The sequence below is a fragment of the Tritonibacter multivorans genome (assembly GCF_001458415.1).
GTDB lineage: Bacteria > Pseudomonadota > Alphaproteobacteria > Rhodobacterales > Rhodobacteraceae > Epibacterium > Epibacterium multivorans.
Genome location: NZ_CYSD01000021.1, coordinates 110,021 through 127,314, shown reverse-complemented (window position 1 = coordinate 127,314; position 17,294 = coordinate 110,021). Strand labels below are relative to the sequence as shown.

The 17,294-nt window shown below is 59.9% G+C and carries 12 protein-coding genes; 6 read left to right on the top strand and 6 right to left on the bottom strand.

Annotated elements, in window-relative coordinates:
* Positions 1 to 4 precede the first annotated feature (4 nt).
* From TRM7557_RS07920 to TRM7557_RS07910, 3 genes are all read right to left on the bottom strand, one after another.
* A complete protein-coding gene (locus TRM7557_RS07920) occupies positions 5 to 877 on the bottom strand; it encodes a sulfotransferase domain-containing protein (RefSeq protein ID WP_074941991.1) in 873 nt (290 codons plus the stop codon).
* Positions 874 to 2,103, bottom strand: a complete 1,230-nt coding sequence (locus TRM7557_RS07915) for a glycosyltransferase (protein WP_058289677.1) — start codon at positions 2,101 to 2,103, stop codon at positions 874 to 876. Before TRM7557_RS07915 ends, TRM7557_RS07920 begins: the two co-directional genes overlap by 4 nt.
* A gap of 99 nt (positions 2,104 to 2,202) precedes the next feature.
* Positions 2,203 to 3,435, bottom strand: coding sequence for a GumC domain-containing protein (locus TRM7557_RS07910; RefSeq protein WP_131727530.1), 1,233 nt, complete (start codon positions 3,433 to 3,435; stop codon positions 2,203 to 2,205).
* Positions 3,436 to 3,671: 236 nt separating this feature from the next.
* Between TRM7557_RS07910 and TRM7557_RS07905 the strand changes: the two genes are divergently transcribed.
* Together TRM7557_RS07905 and TRM7557_RS07900 are read left to right on the top strand one after the other, a co-directional pair.
* A complete protein-coding gene (locus tag TRM7557_RS07905; RefSeq protein ID WP_165592431.1) occupies positions 3,672 to 4,637 on the top strand; it encodes a sulfotransferase family protein in 966 nt (321 codons plus the stop codon).
* 32 nt (positions 4,638 to 4,669) lie between these two features.
* Positions 4,670 to 6,139, top strand: a complete 1,470-nt coding sequence (locus TRM7557_RS07900; RefSeq protein ID WP_082626551.1) for an O-antigen ligase family protein — start codon at positions 4,670 to 4,672, stop codon at positions 6,137 to 6,139.
* Positions 6,140 to 6,303: 164 nt separating this feature from the next.
* Here the strand turns inward: TRM7557_RS07900 and TRM7557_RS07895 are convergent, their stop codons facing one another.
* Both TRM7557_RS07895 and TRM7557_RS07890 read right to left on the bottom strand, forming a co-directional pair.
* Entirely contained in the window at positions 6,304 to 7,284 is a 981-nt protein-coding gene (locus tag TRM7557_RS07895) for a sulfotransferase family protein (RefSeq protein ID WP_058289673.1), read from the bottom strand.
* Between the two features lie 47 nt (positions 7,285 to 7,331).
* Positions 7,332 to 9,776: a glycosyltransferase gene (locus TRM7557_RS07890; protein WP_058289672.1), complete on the bottom strand. Its 2,445-nt coding sequence runs from the start codon at positions 9,774 to 9,776 to the stop codon at positions 7,332 to 7,334.
* Positions 9,777 to 10,303: 527 nt separating this feature from the next.
* Between TRM7557_RS07890 and TRM7557_RS07885 the strand changes: the two genes are divergently transcribed.
* Positions 10,304 to 12,541, top strand: coding sequence for a hypothetical protein (locus TRM7557_RS07885; RefSeq protein WP_058289671.1), 2,238 nt, complete (start codon positions 10,304 to 10,306; stop codon positions 12,539 to 12,541).
* Positions 12,542 to 12,663: 122 nt separating this feature from the next.
* On the opposite strand, the gene TRM7557_RS07880 is transcribed toward TRM7557_RS07885, so the two are convergent.
* The gene (locus tag TRM7557_RS07880) at positions 12,664 to 14,199 is read right to left on the bottom strand and encodes a lipopolysaccharide biosynthesis protein (RefSeq protein WP_058289670.1); all 1,536 of its coding nucleotides are present in this window, start codon (positions 14,197 to 14,199) and stop codon (positions 12,664 to 12,666) included.
* Between the two features lie 280 nt (positions 14,200 to 14,479).
* On the opposite strand from TRM7557_RS07880, the gene TRM7557_RS07875 reads away from it, so the two are divergent.
* The 3 genes from TRM7557_RS07875 (at position 14,480) to TRM7557_RS07865 (ending at position 17,072) form a co-directional block, all read left to right on the top strand.
* Positions 14,480 to 14,725, top strand: coding sequence for a hypothetical protein (locus TRM7557_RS07875; RefSeq protein ID WP_058289669.1), 246 nt, complete (start codon positions 14,480 to 14,482; stop codon positions 14,723 to 14,725).
* A 254-nt stretch (positions 14,726 to 14,979) separates the two neighbouring features.
* Positions 14,980 to 16,038 (top strand): phosphoenolpyruvate carboxykinase (ATP), encoded by a 1,059-nt coding sequence (locus TRM7557_RS07870; RefSeq protein ID WP_131727528.1) that lies wholly within the window; start codon positions 14,980 to 14,982, stop codon positions 16,036 to 16,038.
* Complete coding sequence (locus tag TRM7557_RS07865; protein ID WP_058289667.1) at positions 16,038 to 17,072, top strand: nucleotidyltransferase family protein; 1,035 nt, start codon at positions 16,038 to 16,040, stop codon at positions 17,070 to 17,072. The genes TRM7557_RS07870 and TRM7557_RS07865 overlap by 1 nt, the downstream gene beginning before the upstream one ends.
* The last annotated feature ends 222 nt before the right edge of the window (positions 17,073 to 17,294 follow it).

Sequence of the window (17,294 nt, the reverse complement as noted above, 5' to 3'; positions counted from 1 at the left end):
CCGCCTACCAGTCGAAGTCGCGGCCCAGATAGTCGGACAGGCGCGCATTGTAGGGCGCATAGAACGCACGCAGGCGATCTGCGGTCTCGCCGGGGATTTTGGGATAGGATCGGGCTTCGGTGCGGGTCTTGCGATAGCCAAAGTCGTGATCGCGCAGCCCCAGAAAATCGCGCGCAACGTCTCGCAACGTGCCGGGCGCGTCGCCAAAATACTCTGCACTGTCCAGGATCAGCAACTGATCCGCTGGGAATGCCGCGTGCCACAGTTTGATCTGTTCCACATAGATCCCGCGCAGCAGGGCAAGCGGCAGTTTTTCGGCCGGGTTTGATTTCGACAGCAGCGACGCATAGCGGTCAGCGGTAATGTCGGCATCGCCCACCAGACGGAAATCCCGTTCGATCCATGCTTCAAAGCTCAGGTCGGTCATGCCGCCACGGCTGTTGTACTGATGCGCGGAATAGGCCCGTGCCACGGGGTCACGCAGCAAGAGGATCAGCCTGCAATCGGGCATCTGCTGACGCAGCAGCTGTGGCACATGGGGCAGCAGGCAATAGGACGGGCTGGCCTCTCCGGAGATCCCTTCAATCTCGCTCAGTTCACGACGGGTTGGAAAATGCGCCCGGTACCAGCTTAAGGGCGGCAGCGGGTCCTGATCAAAGTAATGCACCTCTTTGGTCCAGGCAGGCAGGATCTGCGGGTGCGTGGTGAGGTTTTTGTAAAACGATGTGGTGCCGGCTTTGTGGGCTCCGATGATCACAAAGCTGGGCAGGGGGCGGGCGGGGTCCTGCAGTCCGCGCATCTGCAACTGCGTGCTGCGGGCCACCTTATAGGCAATACTGCGCCGCAGGGTTCTGCGGGCTACATCCATAACGGTCATCTTGCGCGTTCTCCCTCGTGCGTCTGAGACAGATGAGACAGGGGTGGTGTGTTGTGGGGCTGCCCCGACACTTTGGCCGTGGGGCGATAGATGCGGGACAGGCGGTCCACCCAGGCGTCCACGCTGTAGGTGTCCGCGACCCGTTGTTTGGCCGCCGCGCCGCAGGTTTCTGCCAGATCAGGCGACTGCAGCATTCTCAGCAGGACCTCAGCCAGGGCATCGGGGTGGTGCGGTGGCGCCAGCGGCGTGCCGGTTCCAGCCAGAATCCGGGCATTGTCGCCCACATCGGTCATCACACAGGGCAGGGCATTGGCCATGGCCTCCAGCAGGGAGACGGGCGCGCCTTCCCAATGTGATGCGCTCAGGAAGACATCGGCTGCCGCCAAAAGCGCCGGAATATCCCGGCGCAGGCCAAGGAACTGCACCCGGTCCTGCAAGCCAAGTTCGGTGATCTGCTGTTCCAATGCGGCAAGGCGATTTGGCTCCGGTGCTTTGCCCGCGATCATCAGGCGCGCTTGGGGGGCTTCTGCGGCCACTTTGGCAAACGCCGTTAGCATGTCGTCATAGGCCTTCTGCCCGATCACCGCCCCCACAGCGAGCACCATCTGTGCGCCGGGCTGGTCAAAGCCAAGCTCTGCACGCAGGGCGGCTCGTGCGGTCACGCGCTGGGCATCCGTCAGCGCCGCTTCTGGCGCCACCGCATTGGGGACGACAAGACAGGGGCGGTTGCCCGTATCGGCTTGGGCCGCATCCGCCACGGCTTGACCAACCGCAATGCGGGTAATGCCGGGCAGGGCAAGCACCGCGCGGTATAGGGTGCCGCGCACGCGGCTGACACGGGCGGTGCTGGCTTTGACATTGTGGATTGTCGTGGCAAACGGAATGCCCAACAGGCGCGCGGCGAACCCTGCCACAACCGTGGATGTAATCAGATGCGCATGGACAAATTCGATCCGCCGCCGTCGCAGCGCTGCCACCACGCGCAAGAACCGGCGCGGATCAATGAGGCTTTTGCCGGGAAGGCAGACAACCTCGGTGCGGGTTGCCTGAATCTCTTCCATAAATGGGGTCTTTTGGCCGTTCAGAACAATGACCGTCAACTGAATGTCGGCGCGGTCTTCCACCGCTTTGGCAAAAGTCACCACAAGCCGTTCCGCGCCGCCGGTGACCAAAGTATCAATCACATAGGCAAGCCGCAGAGGCGCTGCCGGTGAAGGGGTATTCATCTTGGGATCCTCCTCGCTGGGGGCTCTTTCCGCCTGCAGTCCCGCGCCTGTGTGTCAGCGGCGGGACTGCTTCACGTGAACCAGAGCGGCGAATGGCTGTTAGCTTCGGTCCTGGCCGACCGCGCGGTGGCGCATCAGGTTCACCCGTTCCGAGGGCACTTTGCTGCGACCGGCTGGCGATGACGGAGCCCCTTCGCGGCTGCGCGTCTGCGGGCCGGGCGTGCGCGGGGTGGTTTCCTTGTGCGTGATCAGCGCATTGAACCCCGCAACGGACAAGCCAGCCAGCAGTGAAACAACCATGACAATCGCCAATTGAACCCGCCGCGGCGCAGAGGTGGACCGCAGCGGTGCAACCGCGGCTTCGATCACGCGCACATTGCCCTCCGAGGTGCCCTGGCTCAGTGCTTCGCTGTCGCGCAGACGCAGTTGCAGCCCCGCAATGCGTTCGGCCTGTTGGTCCCGCAGTTCGATCAGAGGGCGCATTGCCGGCATCAGTTTGGACAGATGCTCCATCTTGCTGCGGTTTGCGACCATGGCGCGTTCGATGTAATCCACACGGGCCAGTTCTTCGCGGATCTCGATTTCAGTTTCCAGCATCTGATCGCCCGTTCCAAACCGTTTCTGGTAGAGTTGGCGACGGGCCTCGAGCGCGGCGAGCTTGGTGCGGGAATCCCGCAGAAGACGCGCAAGATTGGCCTGATCTTCAGAGGTTTTATCGAGGTCTGTCGCCACAAACTGTGGATCAAGACCGCCCAGCAGCACAGAAAGCTGTCGGGTGATTTCGCCTTCCTGCGTTGTGGCCGCTTGCAGGCGGACACGCAAATTGGCGCTTTCACGGGTGGCGTGAAGGCGGCGGCGGCGTTCCAGAAAGGCATTGGTCAGGGTATTGGTCAGTTCTGCCGCGATCTCGGGGTCTTCGTGGCGGACGGCCACTTTGACCACATAAGATCCGGTGATCAATTCCACCCGCGTTGCAGCCTGAAACCACAAAACGGCCTGACGAATCGCATTCTCATCCTCGGGAAGTCCGGGGAAAACCCTTTGAATTCCGACCTTTTCCAGCGCTTCGCGGTTCAGCTCCGGATTGTCGAGAAGCAGCATTTCCGCGTTTACAACGCCCTGAAAGTCACCGGGGTTCGGCGCCTTGACCCCCGAGCCTTCGGCATCGGGGACGTAAATGAATTCTCGCCCAAGTTGGAAGAGGATAAGCGATCGCGCCTCGAAATTGGGCGCTTTGGAAAGGACGTAAAATGCAAGCACCGGAAACACGCACATGGCGACGGCTAGGGTGATGCGAACGAATTTCCACGAAAAACGAATTGGCTGGTCCAAAGCTCAGCTCCTAAACACATAACACTCGAAAACACAACACAATCGAGCGTAGCACCGGATTCCCGATCCGGCAATAAGGCAGCCGCAGAACTCAGATTTTTTCGGATGGAACTTTACATTTTGAAAAACTGTCGCCTAGACTGGAGGCAGTGTTTTTAAGTGGTACGCCCGAAGTGTCGGGCCTGTTTTGTGGGTGCACAGTCGTTATGCACGTTTTTTCTGGACCTTTGTTCCTCGTGGGGAGTCCCCGCAGCGGCACCAAACTGTTGCGCAGTTTGTTGAACCGAAATTCGCTGGTCAATCTCTGTGATCCGGAATCTCATTTTATCCCTTATCTCTTTCAGAAACACGGCGGTCAGCCGGAGCATTTTGAGGCAGATCTGGACGCACTTTTTATCGATTTCGATCAACTGCCGTTTCAGATTTACTGCCAAAGCCAGGGCCGTCCGGTGATGACGCGACGGGATTTTCAGCACCTCGAACAGGCGCGCAATTGGAGCGATGCGTTCGAGGTGATCTTGCGGTTTTACGGCGAGGATGCAGCGGCGGGCGAGGGGCCAATCTGGGGCGACAAGACGCCGTCTTACGTTTTGGAAATGGACCTTCTGAAGCGGATTTTTCCGGCCGCACGGTTCGTCCACATTGTGCGCGATCCGCGGGATGTCGCCCTGAGCGCCAAGGCGGCCTGGGGGCATAACCCTTTGCGCACGGCGGTAAAATGGGCCCGAGACATGGCCGCGGCAGAGCAGGGGGCAAAGGCGCTCGGCCGCGATTATTTGCGTGTGTTCTATGAACAGCTGGTTGCGGATCCCGAAACTGAACTGCGCCGGGTTTCAACGTTTATTGATCGCGCCTTCGAGGCAGAGATGACGACGCTCAGCGTGCCATCTGAAAACATCGGCGGGGCGCGGGGTAAACGCTTTATCGATGCGAAGAACATTCAAAAATACCGGCAGACAATGCCGCCGACGTTGCAGCGCCGGATTGAAGAAATCACCTTTCCTTGGATCACGGATCACGACACGCCCTACAAGGCCGAGCTGGCGCGGCGCTACCGCCCGATGAGCCCGCTTGCGCGCAAGATGCTGACGGGGGCGGACGGTCTGCGATCGATCCTTCATAAAATGCGGCGCAAGGGCATGATCAACGGTCTGCGCATCACTATTGGCAATCGGCTGCAAAAGCGCCGGTCGCCGCAGTAGGGAGCGCCGTCGTGTTTGGAAGCACTGAACAGATGCGGGAAAGGTTCATGCTCCTTGGGCTGGGCGTATTGGCCGCCGGGGCTGCGTTGGCGATTGGGGATTCGTCGCTTGATAAACTACTGGCACTGGTGCTGTTTGGTGGCCTCTGTGCGCTCACGCTGCGCTATCCGTTGGTGGCTTTGTCGTTGCTGATTGTGATGACGGTATCGAATCTGTCGTCCAATCTGATCCTTGGGTTCGGCGCGCCTTCGGTGGCCAAGCTGGCGGCGCCGGGGATGATGGCCCTGCTGATTGTGCGGCTGATGTTTTGGGGAGATCGCCCCTATGTTGGCTGGCTGAGCCTTTGGTTTTTCTGCGGGCTTTTGGGATTGAAGCTGTTTGGGGCCACCTATGCGGCGGATGACTGGAGCAAAACGCTCAAGGATTGCTCGGATTTCTTAAAAGATGCCATTGTCGCACTGCTTGCGCTGGCTTTTCTGAATTATCGAAACGGATTTCAGGTGGTTGTGGCGTCAGCCGCGTTGACGGTTGCCTTCATTTGCGGGCTGGGGCTGATACAGGTGCTGGGCGTCGATCTGCCGGGGGCGTTCTGGCTGTTTGCCCGGTTTGGCGAATACAATGGCCGTTTTGCCGGGCCGATTGAGGACGAGAATTTCTTTGCCGTTGTGGTGGTGTTCTGCATCCCGCTGGCATTGGCGCAGCTGTTGGAGGCGCGCAACACGCGGGGGGTGACGCTTTGGGGGCTGACCTGTGCGCTGCTGTTCTTTGGATTGCTGGCAACCCAATCGCGTGGGGGGATTCTTTCGCTATGTGTCGGGCTGTGTGTGCTGTTTGCTCAGCTGAGCCGGGGACAGAAGGTGGGGGCTGTTGTGGCCTCGATCCTTGTGGTGATTGCGGCGAGCTTTTTCATCGGCGATGAGGCGTTTGAACGTCTCGCAACCCTTGGTTCGCTGGTGAGCGAGGAAGGGGTCGACAAAAGCACCGAAGGGCGGCTTGCCAGCTGGACTGTCGCCGCCGAGATTTTTCGCAGCTACCCTTGGATGGGGGTGGGCGCGGGCAACTTCAATTTGCTCTATCAGGATATTGCGCTGGAAAAGGGGCTGATTTTCCGGGGTGAGGGACGTTCGACCCATTCCCTTTATCTAGAGGTGCTCACGGAGCAGGGGCTGATTGGTCTGATGTTCTTCCTTGGATTTTTGGCGGCGGCGGCGCGTGGGGTGTGGCGTGCAAATAGGATTGCCCATGCGGCAGGCGATCGGCGTTTGGCGCTGCAAATGGCGGCCTTTGGCGCGGGTCTTTTGGGGTATCTCACCGGGATGGCATTTCTGCATGATGCCTACCCGCGGTTCCTGTGGATCGTGTTGGTGATGGCAATCGAAGCCGACGGGGTGGTTCTGGCGACACTGCCGCCGCCCAAAGAGGGCGATATGTCCGAGGAGGGAGAGGACGAGACAGCCCCTGTTCCCAGCCTGCTGCTAACAGGAGACATGCGGGTGAGCTAAACCTTTGGGGGCTGTCCATCGCAGTTATTGCATCAACACTCTCAACAAAAAGAGGCCGCTGGCGTCCAGGGAGACGCAAGCGGCCTTTCAGGTCCGGGAAGTAAGAGCCAGCCCCGCTAGCGTGGGATTGGCGTTTGGCATATCTAAATCCTGTGGCCTGCCCCTCAGGCCGGTTGGATGCCAGACGGCGCGGGGCCATCTGGGGGCGCGGTGTCGCTGGAATACCCAAGTTGCTGCATCAGAGGGCCGCATCGTGTGGCGATCTCTTGTTGCAGGGACTGAGGCAGCCGGGCTTTGGCGGCGCTGTTTACATCACGGCGCAGGTGTTTTGCGGCGCTGTCGAGGTCATAAAACGCGTCCACTTTGCGCATGCCGACAACATTGCCTTTGGTGTCTGTGACGCGGGTCTTGTCCTGTAAGCAGAGGCCAGACACGGCCGTCGCATCCAGATGGCACCAATCGTAGACGGCGCGTGTGCTGGCTGCGATATTGGCGATAATGTCCTCGAACCGCAGCAAAAGAACCGGGAAACCCGCAGACCGCAGCGCCAAAAGCTCGCGTGCCACATATTGATACAGCGGCAGCACCACGTCGGGGCTCATCCCGCGCGAGATCATGCTTTCGCAGATCCCTTCGGCTTCGCGGATGATGCCAACAAACCGGGCATTGGGGTAGATCCGCAGAAGGTCCTGCGCAAGGCCGACATTATAGTTCACAAGTTTGACCACCATACGCGGTGTCTCCCCTTCGGCAGGCGCGCGTGTTGGCGCGTAGCCTTCTTCGGCCATTGCGCCCCGGAACCGGGCGACCTCGCGGGCGTTGCGGGCGCATTCCTGTTCCAGCCTGCGCGCCATGCGGCGGCGCAACCCCTGCGGCAGGGGCTGCTGGTTGCCGTTTGGCGGGCGGCGCGGGCTTAGGACATCGCCCTGCCGCATCAAGAACGGCAGATACCACATGGTCTGGCGCAGAAACGGTCCCGGCGCGCGCAGACCGCCCCATTTGGGGCGCAGCACCTCGTGCAGTTCCCCGTCAGGCCAGATCGTGTCGGGGTGCGAGCGCAGGATATTGAGGAGCTGATTGGTCCCGCCGCGCTGCAATCCAAGGATAAAGATCGGGCCCGAAGACGAAGCAGTACGATGGTCCATTCTGTGCTCCTGTTGGTGGTGGGGGGATGTTTGGTCCATGGCGTGCATCAGCGTGTTCCCCCGTCATGTTGCGGTGTGTGGCGCGGTGCATGCTGGTCGCGTGTTCCCCGCTCCGGAGTGGGCGGTCGCTTCAGGTCACTGTAAGCGGCCAGCAGCCGTTGCGCGGTGATGCGAATATCGTAATGCGCGATCATGGTGCGCCGTGCGGCTGCGCCAAGCCGGCGGCAGCTTTCGGGTGATTGCACAAGATCGATCAAGGCTTGGGCCAGCGCAGCCCGATTTCCGGGAGCAAAGAGCCGCCCATTGATGCCGTTCTCGATCACATCTTCGGTGCCACCAACGTCTGAAGCCACCACCGCAAGCCCCGAGGCGCAGGCCTCGAGCAGCGCATTAGAGAGCCCCTCGCGGTCCGAGGGCAAGGCAAAAACATCAACGGCCCGCAAGTATGATGGCATGTCATCCACATGTCCCAGCCGGATAACGCCGGGCTGGGTCAAAAGCGCTTCGGGCACGCTGTCGGCGTCGCCGCTACCTGCATTGTGGCCTGCCGCAGTCTGACGGTTAGCGCCTGCGATCAGCAAACGCGCCTCGGGGCAGGCGGCCAGCACGTCCGGCCAGGCCTCGAGCAGCAAAGGCAGGCGCTTCTGCCGCGCGATCCGACCGGCAAAAAGCACCAAAGGGCCAGCTGGCAGACCAAGTTCTTGGCGCAGTGCGGCTTTGGCTGCGTTGTCTTCTGCAGCATTGGGGCAGGGAGAAAACGTCCGGGTGTCCACACCATTTGGAATGGGCAGGATCTTCTGCGGCGCGATGCCATGCGCGCGCAGTTCTGTTTCGATCTCGCGGCTGACCGCGGCAAAGCCATCGACATAGGTTGCCATGGCCCGTTGCCGGATGCTGCCACCCATCTTCCCGCAGACCGAGGCGACCTCGCCGCTGCACATTGGTTTGGCCAGCAGAGGGCGTCCGGTCATCATCCGCCCCAAAAGCCCGGCAAGGGTTGGGCTGAAAGTCGAATGGCAGTGGATCACATCCGGGCCAAAGCGGCGGATGGCGGCGGCAGCGCCAAACAGGAAGCGCGCAGCCCCTATGGGTTTGGGGCCCGAGCAGGCAATCCGCTCGACCTCGATGCCATTGATCACCTCGAACGGTGCAAGGCCGGGGTAGCGACGGGTTATGATCCGCAGGTGATGCCCCTGATCCGCCATCAGCCGCGCTAACTGCGCCAGCTGTTTTTCGGCCCCGCCCACCACGGGGTGGTAGGAAGAAATCACCATGCAGATCTTCATCGGCTGCGCCTGCTGTTCCGGCAGCGGATGCAGTGCGCGTTTGGGGGCAACCGGCAAGGCATGCGCATCAGGGCGTGCTTTCTCGCGCAGCAGGGCTTCCCATTCGCCGACCATGCGGCGGCGGTCAAACAGTTGCAGCACCCTTGCGCGGGCGGCGTCCGAACAGCTTTGGCGGAAATCAGCGTCCGAAAGCATCCGGTCCAGCGCGACCGCCATTGCGGCGGGGTCTGCGGGCGGGACCAAAATACCGGCGCCGTCGGTGCCAATGGCTTCGGCGCAGCCGTCCACGGTGGTGGAAACCGGAGCGCAGCCGCAGGCCATTGCCTCGAGCAGAGTCAGCGGCAGCCCCTCCCATAGGGAGCTGAGCGCATAGACATCCATGGCCTGAAACGCGCGCGCGGGATCGGCTTGCCAGGGCAGCAACTGCACATTCGCGGGTAGCTGGCCCGATGTGGCCAGGGCCTCAACCTCGCCACGCAGGCGCCCTTCACCGGCCATCACAAACTGTGCATCCGGGTGGCGCGGGGCGACCTGCAGCAGGGCCTCGACGTAATCCATTGGCGCTTTTTGCGGTTCAAACCGACCCAGCCAGCCCACAATGGGGCGCGCCGGGTCGAGCCCAAGTTCCGCTGCGACCTCTTGGCGTAGGCCATTTGGGCGGAAGCGGTCCGTGTCTATGCCTGTCCGGATCACCCGAATGGCGCGGTCCTTGACCACATTGCGGTCGCGGGTTTCGCGGCGTGCGTGTTCTGTGATGGCGACAAGCGTGCCGCCCAGTCGCCCGGCAAGATGTTCGAGCAGCCAATAATAAGGGGCCTTCTTTCCCTGCACACGACGCAGGAACGGCATGGAGGCCTGACGATAGATTGCCGGGATCCCGTCCAAGAGCCCAACCGCGCGCCCAATGAAGCCCGCTTTGCTGCCATGGCAGATCAGAATGTCGGCTTGGCGCTCTTTTGCGACACGACGGACATGTTGCAGCGCCCGCAGATCCCCACCCGGATTAATCCGATAGCGGTCCATTGCACAGGTTTCAGCACTCAGCCCTGCCTCGCGCAGACCAGCGGCATAGGTTTCGGCGTTTTCGGAAAAGCAGATGGTGTGGCTTTCGAACAACTCGGCGTCCAAGGCCGACAACAGCATTTTGTTGTAAAACGCGATCCCGCCGGTCGATTTGGTCAGGGCCAAAATTCGAATCTTGCTCATGACAGCCCCCTTTGAGTCGGGCGCAGCGACGGCTGTTGACCTAGGGTGAAGTTTTCAAAACTTTTGTTTTTGTACATTTGTGCCAACCTCTCACTGGTGAAAAATGTGATCACATATCGTAAATCTGGCAGCGTATTGCCGACAAAAAGCGCGATTTCGCTCAGTTTTGCCCCCGAAACCGTGAATCTGGCACAAAGTGGCAAGGTTCCGCCCAACTGTGGTCTAATTCCGCTGATTAGTAATTTCCAAATCTCTTGGATGAAGTGTAGGACGCACTCCGGAAGCCGCGGCGCAGCAAACCAACTGCGTGGTGGCGATTGGATGAACGCAACCCCGAACGCGAAACCCGAAACCACAGACGAATACACAAACCGAAACACCAACCCGAACGCACTTACATACGCATAAGCGACCGTAAAACCGAACGCGAAACCCAACGAGCGACTTGGCGGGCAGAAGACCCGTGTCAAAGTCGAGGCCAGGAGGCCGGGCGGATAAAACCGCCAGTATCGAGAAAAGGATAACCCATGAGCACCACCACCAACGCAGCAGACCTTGCCTTCGCCGGTGCAGAAGGCTTTGGCGCTGAAACCACCGGCGGTCGAGGCGGCGAAATCATCCATGTCACCAACCTGAACGACTCCGGCAAGGGGTCCTTGCGCTGGGCGCTGGAACAACAGGACGGTCCTCGGATCGTTGTTTTTGACGTCAGCGGTGAGATCAACCTCAAGGATATGATCAAGGTGAATGGCGATGTGACCATCGCTGGTCAGACCTCGCCCAATGGTGTCACAGTCACAGGTGCGAAGCTGCGCATCGTCGAGGACAACGTCATCGTTCGCGGCATGCAGTTCCGTCCCGGCGACGGCGATGGTGACACCCCCGACAACCGCGATGGTCTGTCCATCGGGTCCAGCTCTCACACCGTTAAAAACGTGATCGTTGACAGCAACTCCTTCAGCTGGTCCATCGATGAGCTGGTCACTGTCTGGTACGGCGCCCAGAACGTCACCATTTCCAACAACATTATGGCCGAAGCTCTGCAGAGCTCTATTCACTCCAAAGGCGACCACTCCATGGGTCTGCTGGTTGGTGATGGCGCAGAGAATGTCACCATTGTTGGCAACCTGATTGCGCACAATGAATTCCGCAATATGACCGTAAAGGATGACTCCAAGCAGATCGAGTTCATCAACAACGTTGTCTACAACTACGGCCCCAATGGCTTGCTTGGCCACGAAGGCACCACCGCGCATATCATCGGCAACGCTTATATTGCGGGTAAGGACTCGGCGGGTCGCGCGGCGATCCAGCTGAAATCCCCTGAGGCCGGCACCGCTTACTACCTCGAAGACAACATCGCCGAAGTTGACGGTGGCGCGACGTCCAAAATCAAAAACAAATATGTGTTCGAGCCGAGCAATGTGACCGTCCTGCCGTCGTCGCAGGTGGTGGACCATGTTCTGTCCAACGCCGGTGCGCGCTACCCGGAGCTGAACGACGTGGACGAGCGGATCATCCAGTCTGTCAAAGATGGCACAGGGCGCATTATCGACAGCCCGGATCAGGTTGGCGGTTACGACTTTGGCAAAAACGTCGCCGCGCCGAAGGACAGCGACAAAGACGGTATCCCGGATGCGGTTGAAAAGACCATGGGTACCAACCCGAACAAATTCGACGCTCACGGCGATGCGGATGGTGACGGTATTTCCAATATCGAAGACTACATCAACGGTTTGATCGACGGTGATGTTGCCACGGCACCGGTTGAGACGCCGACCGACACAGGGTCCGGCGGCTCTGACACTGGCGCAGGTGGTGTCTCCGACAGCGGGTCGTCCGACGACACCGGGTCTTCTGGGTCCGCTGGCTCTGGCTCTTCCGGCACTGGCTCTTCTGGCTCTGCGATGCGGGTTGAAGCCGAAGATTTCAAAATCATCGAGGGCTTCTTTGAGTCCAGCAACAACGCAGCTTCTGGTGATGATGTCCTGCAGGTCAAAGGCACCAAAGCAGGGGAGGCCGAGCTGGCCTTTGATGGCGCCAGTGGCACCTATGATCTTGTGATCGGTTACTTCGATGAAAACGACGGCAAAGCCGAGCTTTCGGTGCTGGTGAACGGCAAGGCTGTCGACTCTTGGAAGTGGAACAAGGACCTCGGGTCTGATCTGGCAAACAACAAAACCCTGACTGAGCGGGTTATTGAGGGGGTTGAGATCAACGAAGGCGACACCGTCACCCTTGTTGGCAAAGGCCAGGGCAAAGAGCCGCTGCGTGTGGATTATGTTGACCTGCGTCCGCAGCTGGTTGGTGAAGTCATGGGTGAAGACACCTTTGAAAGCGGTGTCGATATTGACCCGATCAAGATCGAAGCAGAATCTCTGCTGCTCGAGGATGGCTTCCGGATTGAATCCAACGGTCATGCCTCTGGTGGTGACGTGATCCGCGTCAAAGGCGGTGGCGAAGGCACTGCGTCGACCTTCTTTGAAGGTGAGACCGGCATCTATGACATCGCGATCGATTACTTTGATGAGGCCGATGGCGCCAGCTTCCTCGAGGTTGTCGTTGGCGGCGAGGTCGTGGATGCCTGGACCTGGAACGCCGAAACCGAACAGAACCTGGCCTCCAAGGACAGCCTGGCCCGCCACGTGATCGAGGACATCCAGATCGCCGCCGGTGACGCCATTGTCCTGCAGGGCTATGCCGATGGTGGCGAGCCGCTGCGGATCGACAGCATTGAGCTGTTCGCAGACGCGCTGCTGGCCTAAGGCGCGCCGCGCCATGCGGTCGGCCTCGGGATGAGGGTGGCCTTGGCGCAGACATAAAACAGAAGCAGAAGGCGGGCCGGCGATGCCCGCCTTTTGTGTTTTCTGCAGCCCAGCCGCCCCCATCAGTTTCGCGCCGCCTTCGCGCGGTTCGAGGAGGGTGACTGGGGGGCGGGTGATCCTTTTGGGGGTTTGTTGGATTTGCTGAACCTACGGCTCAGACGCTTTAGGATCGCGCTTGTGGCCTCTGGCGCGGTGAGTGCTGCAACGCACAGATAGGCCAGCGTAAAGGCAAGGGCGGTGAACAGCAGGCGCGATAATGCGCTTTCGGCGCTAAGACCAGAATGCAGGATCACCAAGCCGGCGGCCGCGCCGGACAGGGCGCTGACTGCGCCGGGCAATAGCGCGGCAAATGTACTGCGGGCGGTGATGTCGATCGCCCGGCGCAGCAGCAGGTAGTTCGGCACAAACCGGATCACCGCCAGCGCCAGCTGCACCATTGCCACGGCCACAATCCCATGCGGCACAGCAAGCCACAGCAGGATCAGGAAGAACGGCAGGTTGATCAGCGAAACCTTGAACATCAGATCGGTGCGGTTGAGCGCCTTGAACACATTGCCCGGAACCATATTGATCGTTCCAATGGCAAAGGCGACGGCGATCAGCTGCATGATCTCGATCATCGGGTACCATTTTGGCGGGTACAGCAGATGCACCATGGGTTCTGCCATCACCGCGATGCCAGCGCCCGCGCCAAACATCAACAGGGCCGAATACTTCAGTGCCCCATAGTAATAGGCCACAAGCTCTGCCCGATCCGACTGCAGGCGGGACATCACCGGATGCAGCACCGACCCCACCACATTGGTAAAGCTCTTGATGCCAAGTTCGGGAATGCGGAACGCCAGCGAATAGATCCCCAGCGCCTGCATGCCAAGGATTTTGCCCACCAGCAGATTGTCCAGCAGGCGCGGCGTTGCATTGATGGTCTGCGCCCCGATTAGGTGGCCGCCAAAGCCAAAGATATAGCGGAAGGTTGCAAGGTCTGGCCATTTGCTGGGCCACCAGGGGCGCACCCACCACGTCACAAGCGTGGCGGCAACCGCACCGGCCAAATGGCCCAGAACCAGAGACCACACGCCAAACCCTAGCAGGGCCAGTGTGATGGCCACCACCCCTTTGCACAGGCCCTTGGCCGTGTCAGGCAGAAGCTTCTGTTTGAGCTTCAGTTCGCGGTACAGAAAGCTGGTATTCACCGTGGTCAGCGCATGTACCACCAGCGCAAAGCCAATGATCGGCAGCAGGTCCGCCAGCTGTGCGTCACCGTACCAAGCGGCCACTGGTGCGGCGGTGAGCCATAACAGGGCGAGTAACAACAGGGAGAACGTCAGCCCGCCAATGAACACGGCGGAGGCGGTTTCCTCGATCTTCTCCTGAGCGGAGATGAGCGCCGACCCCATGCCAAACTGCGAGATGATTTCGAGATAACTCATTACCGCAAGGCAAATTGCCATAACGCCGAATTCCGCCGGGTCCAAATACCAAGCGAGAATGACAACAGAGGCCAGATTCAGCCCCTTGGTGCAGAAAAAAGACGCGTAGGCCCATCCGACATTGCGGACGCTGGCGCCGACAGTGCCGGCCCTCACTTTGTTCACCATGAAACCACGTACACCACTTAAACAAACAAACCGGACAATCCGGGAACAAAAATTGGCGAACCATGCCAATATTAATCAATTGAATACCACAGTTTTCGTCGCGCCCCTATAGGGTGGCACAAGAATTCGTTATGGGAATAAAAAAATGTTTTTTTGCATGGCCTTAAGCCCGTGTTAGCGTTCCCGAAACTGGAGTGGCTCCCGTTTGGGTTGTATGTGACCTTGATGTTTTTGTGAAAGTTTCGCAAAGTATTATGGTTAATGATTGGAGGATTTCCCAGTGTCCGAACACGATAAAGACCTCATAGATAAACCAGATTCCCCAGAGCGGCGCGCCCTTTTGGCCAAGGCTGGCAGATTCGCAGCCGCCACGCCGGCCGCGCTTGTTGTGCTGCTGTCGACCACCAAAGATGCCGATGCATCGAACTTCATGCGCTCCGGGGGCGGCCACAGCAAACGCCGCAAGAAGAAGATCAAGAAAATCCGCAGAATCGTGAAGCGCAAGCGTCGGAAGTACAGAGCCTGATTGACGTCACCAATGAACGACGGGATCCGGTGGTGCGAAGCCGGGTCTCGTTGCGCGTTTTGAATTCTGTCTAATCTGGTTTTGGTATTCTTTGATCTTGGTCGAGGCTGTTCATGCAGACCCTTCTTGTTCCTGCGCCGCATGCCGAATTGACGGCAATAAAAGGCGTGTCCTATCTATTTCTTCCCGAGAAACAGTCCCTCTTAGCCCTCAGCGCGGAGGTGGCAGCCGTTTGGCCACGCCTTCAGTGTGGCGTGTATCGGAATGCGGGCTCTGCGGTGTTGCCGGATCCGACCCTTGAAGATCTCACCGTCGCGGGCGCGCTGGAGCCGCTGCAGGTTGGGGGCGAAGACTGTGCCGTTGCGCATGTTCAGATCCTTGACATGGCGGGTTTCAGAATTGGTCTCTGCTATTCGGATGATGAATTTTTCCAAGAACTTGCGCCGATCTACGCGCATGTCACTGTGCCAGAGGCCGCGTGGCTCGAAGGCGCCACACCAACAGAGGCCTGGATCACGGTTTCCCGCCATAAGGACGGCGGCTGTGTGGCTGCGCGCGGGGGCGACCCGCGCCTGGGGCGTGCGGATGCGGTGGCGCCGCTTTTGAAGTTGGCGCTGACCGATGTGCTCCTCGATCTTATCGACCCTCTGTTGCTGCATGCCGCTGTGGTTGCGGTGCGGACCGCAACACAGGCACCCGCTGCCATGTTGATTGTTGGCGACCCCGGAGCGGGGAAAAGCACCTTGGCGATGTCATTGGCCCGTGCGGGCTGCCACCTGTGTGGGGATGACCTTGCGCTGTTGGGGTGGGATGGTGCCGTGCAGGCCGTGCCTTTTCCGGCGACTTTGAAAACCGGTTCCTGGGCCCTGTTTTCGGGGCAGGATACGTCAAATGAGGGGTGGCCACTGGCGGGCCAGATAGAAGCGGCCCGCAGTTACCTGCGCCCGGACGCGCAGCATGTGCGGTATCTGCCGCTCTCTGGTGGGGAGGGGGATATTGCCTCTGCCGCGCTGCCAGTAAGATGGGTGGTTTTTCTGGACCGTGTGCCGGGCCCGGTCGCGCAGCCAGAGGTGACGCCTCTTGACGTGCCGGAGGTGCTGTCGCGCATGATTGCGGCCTCTTGGTCCGGCACGGAAGAGCTCGACCCGGCGGAGTTCCGCGCCCTTGCGGCCTGTCTGGACAAGGCGCATTGCTTTGCGTTTCGCTACAGTGATCTGGACCCAGCCGTGTCGACCCTCATGGCGTTGGCGGACAGGGGAGATCAGGAGCCGATGCCAGATGACCAGTTTCCAGAATGGGCGCAGGGGGCGTAATGGGGCGCTCTGCGACAGAACGGCTGGCGGCCTGCCTCAATGGCGACTTTAGCGGCAATTTGGATTGGTTCGAACTGGTCAACACTGCAAATGAGCATTTCGTGGCGGCCTTTCTCAGTCGCAGCCTTGCCGCAAGCGACGTGCAGGCGGATGCCGATGCCGAGGCCTACCTTGAAACACTCGAAACCGCGACCCGCAGCCGCAACCGGCAAATGTGGACGCTTACCTGCGAGGTGGTCGCAGCCTTGAACGCCGCGGGGATTGTGCCTGCACTGATCAAAGGGGCCTCTGATATGGCTGCCCGGTCGGACCCCGCGGGCTTTCCACGGGTGATGATTGACATTGATATGATCCTTGCCCCGGAGGATCTGGCCAAAGGGCAAGAGGTGCTGGCCGAGATGGGTTTTGCAGCTCTGGAGGACAGCGAAGATGCGCATTCTCCGGGCAGTTTCTGGCGTCAGGGGGCTGTTGCCAGCCTCGATATGCACGCAAGCCTGCCACGTCGAATTTCCGTGCTTCTGGACGAAGAGGACTGGAACTTGCCGCCGAGCGGCGGTCTGGGCGCGCCTTCACGTCTACAGCTGGTTACACGGGATGGCGCGCGCATGTGGGTGCCAGATGCAAGCTTGCGGTTCTTGATCAATATCAGCCACGACATGCTGCACCACACGGCCTTGATCAGCGGGGCCAGCAATCTGCGCTATTTGCTGGTTCTGGCCGCGCAAATGCAGGAGGAAGACGCGCCGCTTGACTGGGCGTGGTTGCGGGCCAAGGCCGCCCATCCACGGTTTGCATTGGCGCTGGATCTGCAATTGTTGATGCTGGCGCATTTGTTTGGGCTGCGGGGGCCATGGCCCCTGCCGCAGGGCCGTCTACAGCAGGCGTTGCACCAACGGCGGCTGTGGAAAATGCGGTTTCCCGGTTTGGGTCGCGCCGAATGGGCTTGTTTGCAGGTGGGGCAGCGGCTGTCGCGCCCTTTGCGTCATATGATTTGGCCGCCGGGCAGAAACCCATCGGTCAGCCGCTGCATTTAGCGCAATTCTCGGGGCGAGCCCCTCAGGATTTGCGCTGATTTTCTGTCATATTGACCCGGAAATATCGCACCAAAGCGAGGAAAGCCCCCAGAACGCGCAGCGTGCAGCGGGTAACCCTTTGGATTGTTAGGGCTTTGTTAACTAATGCTGCGAGCTATGGCAGATATCCTATGGGGAACTTGTTAGAATCCCACAATATGTTGACAGGCATCGGACCGATAG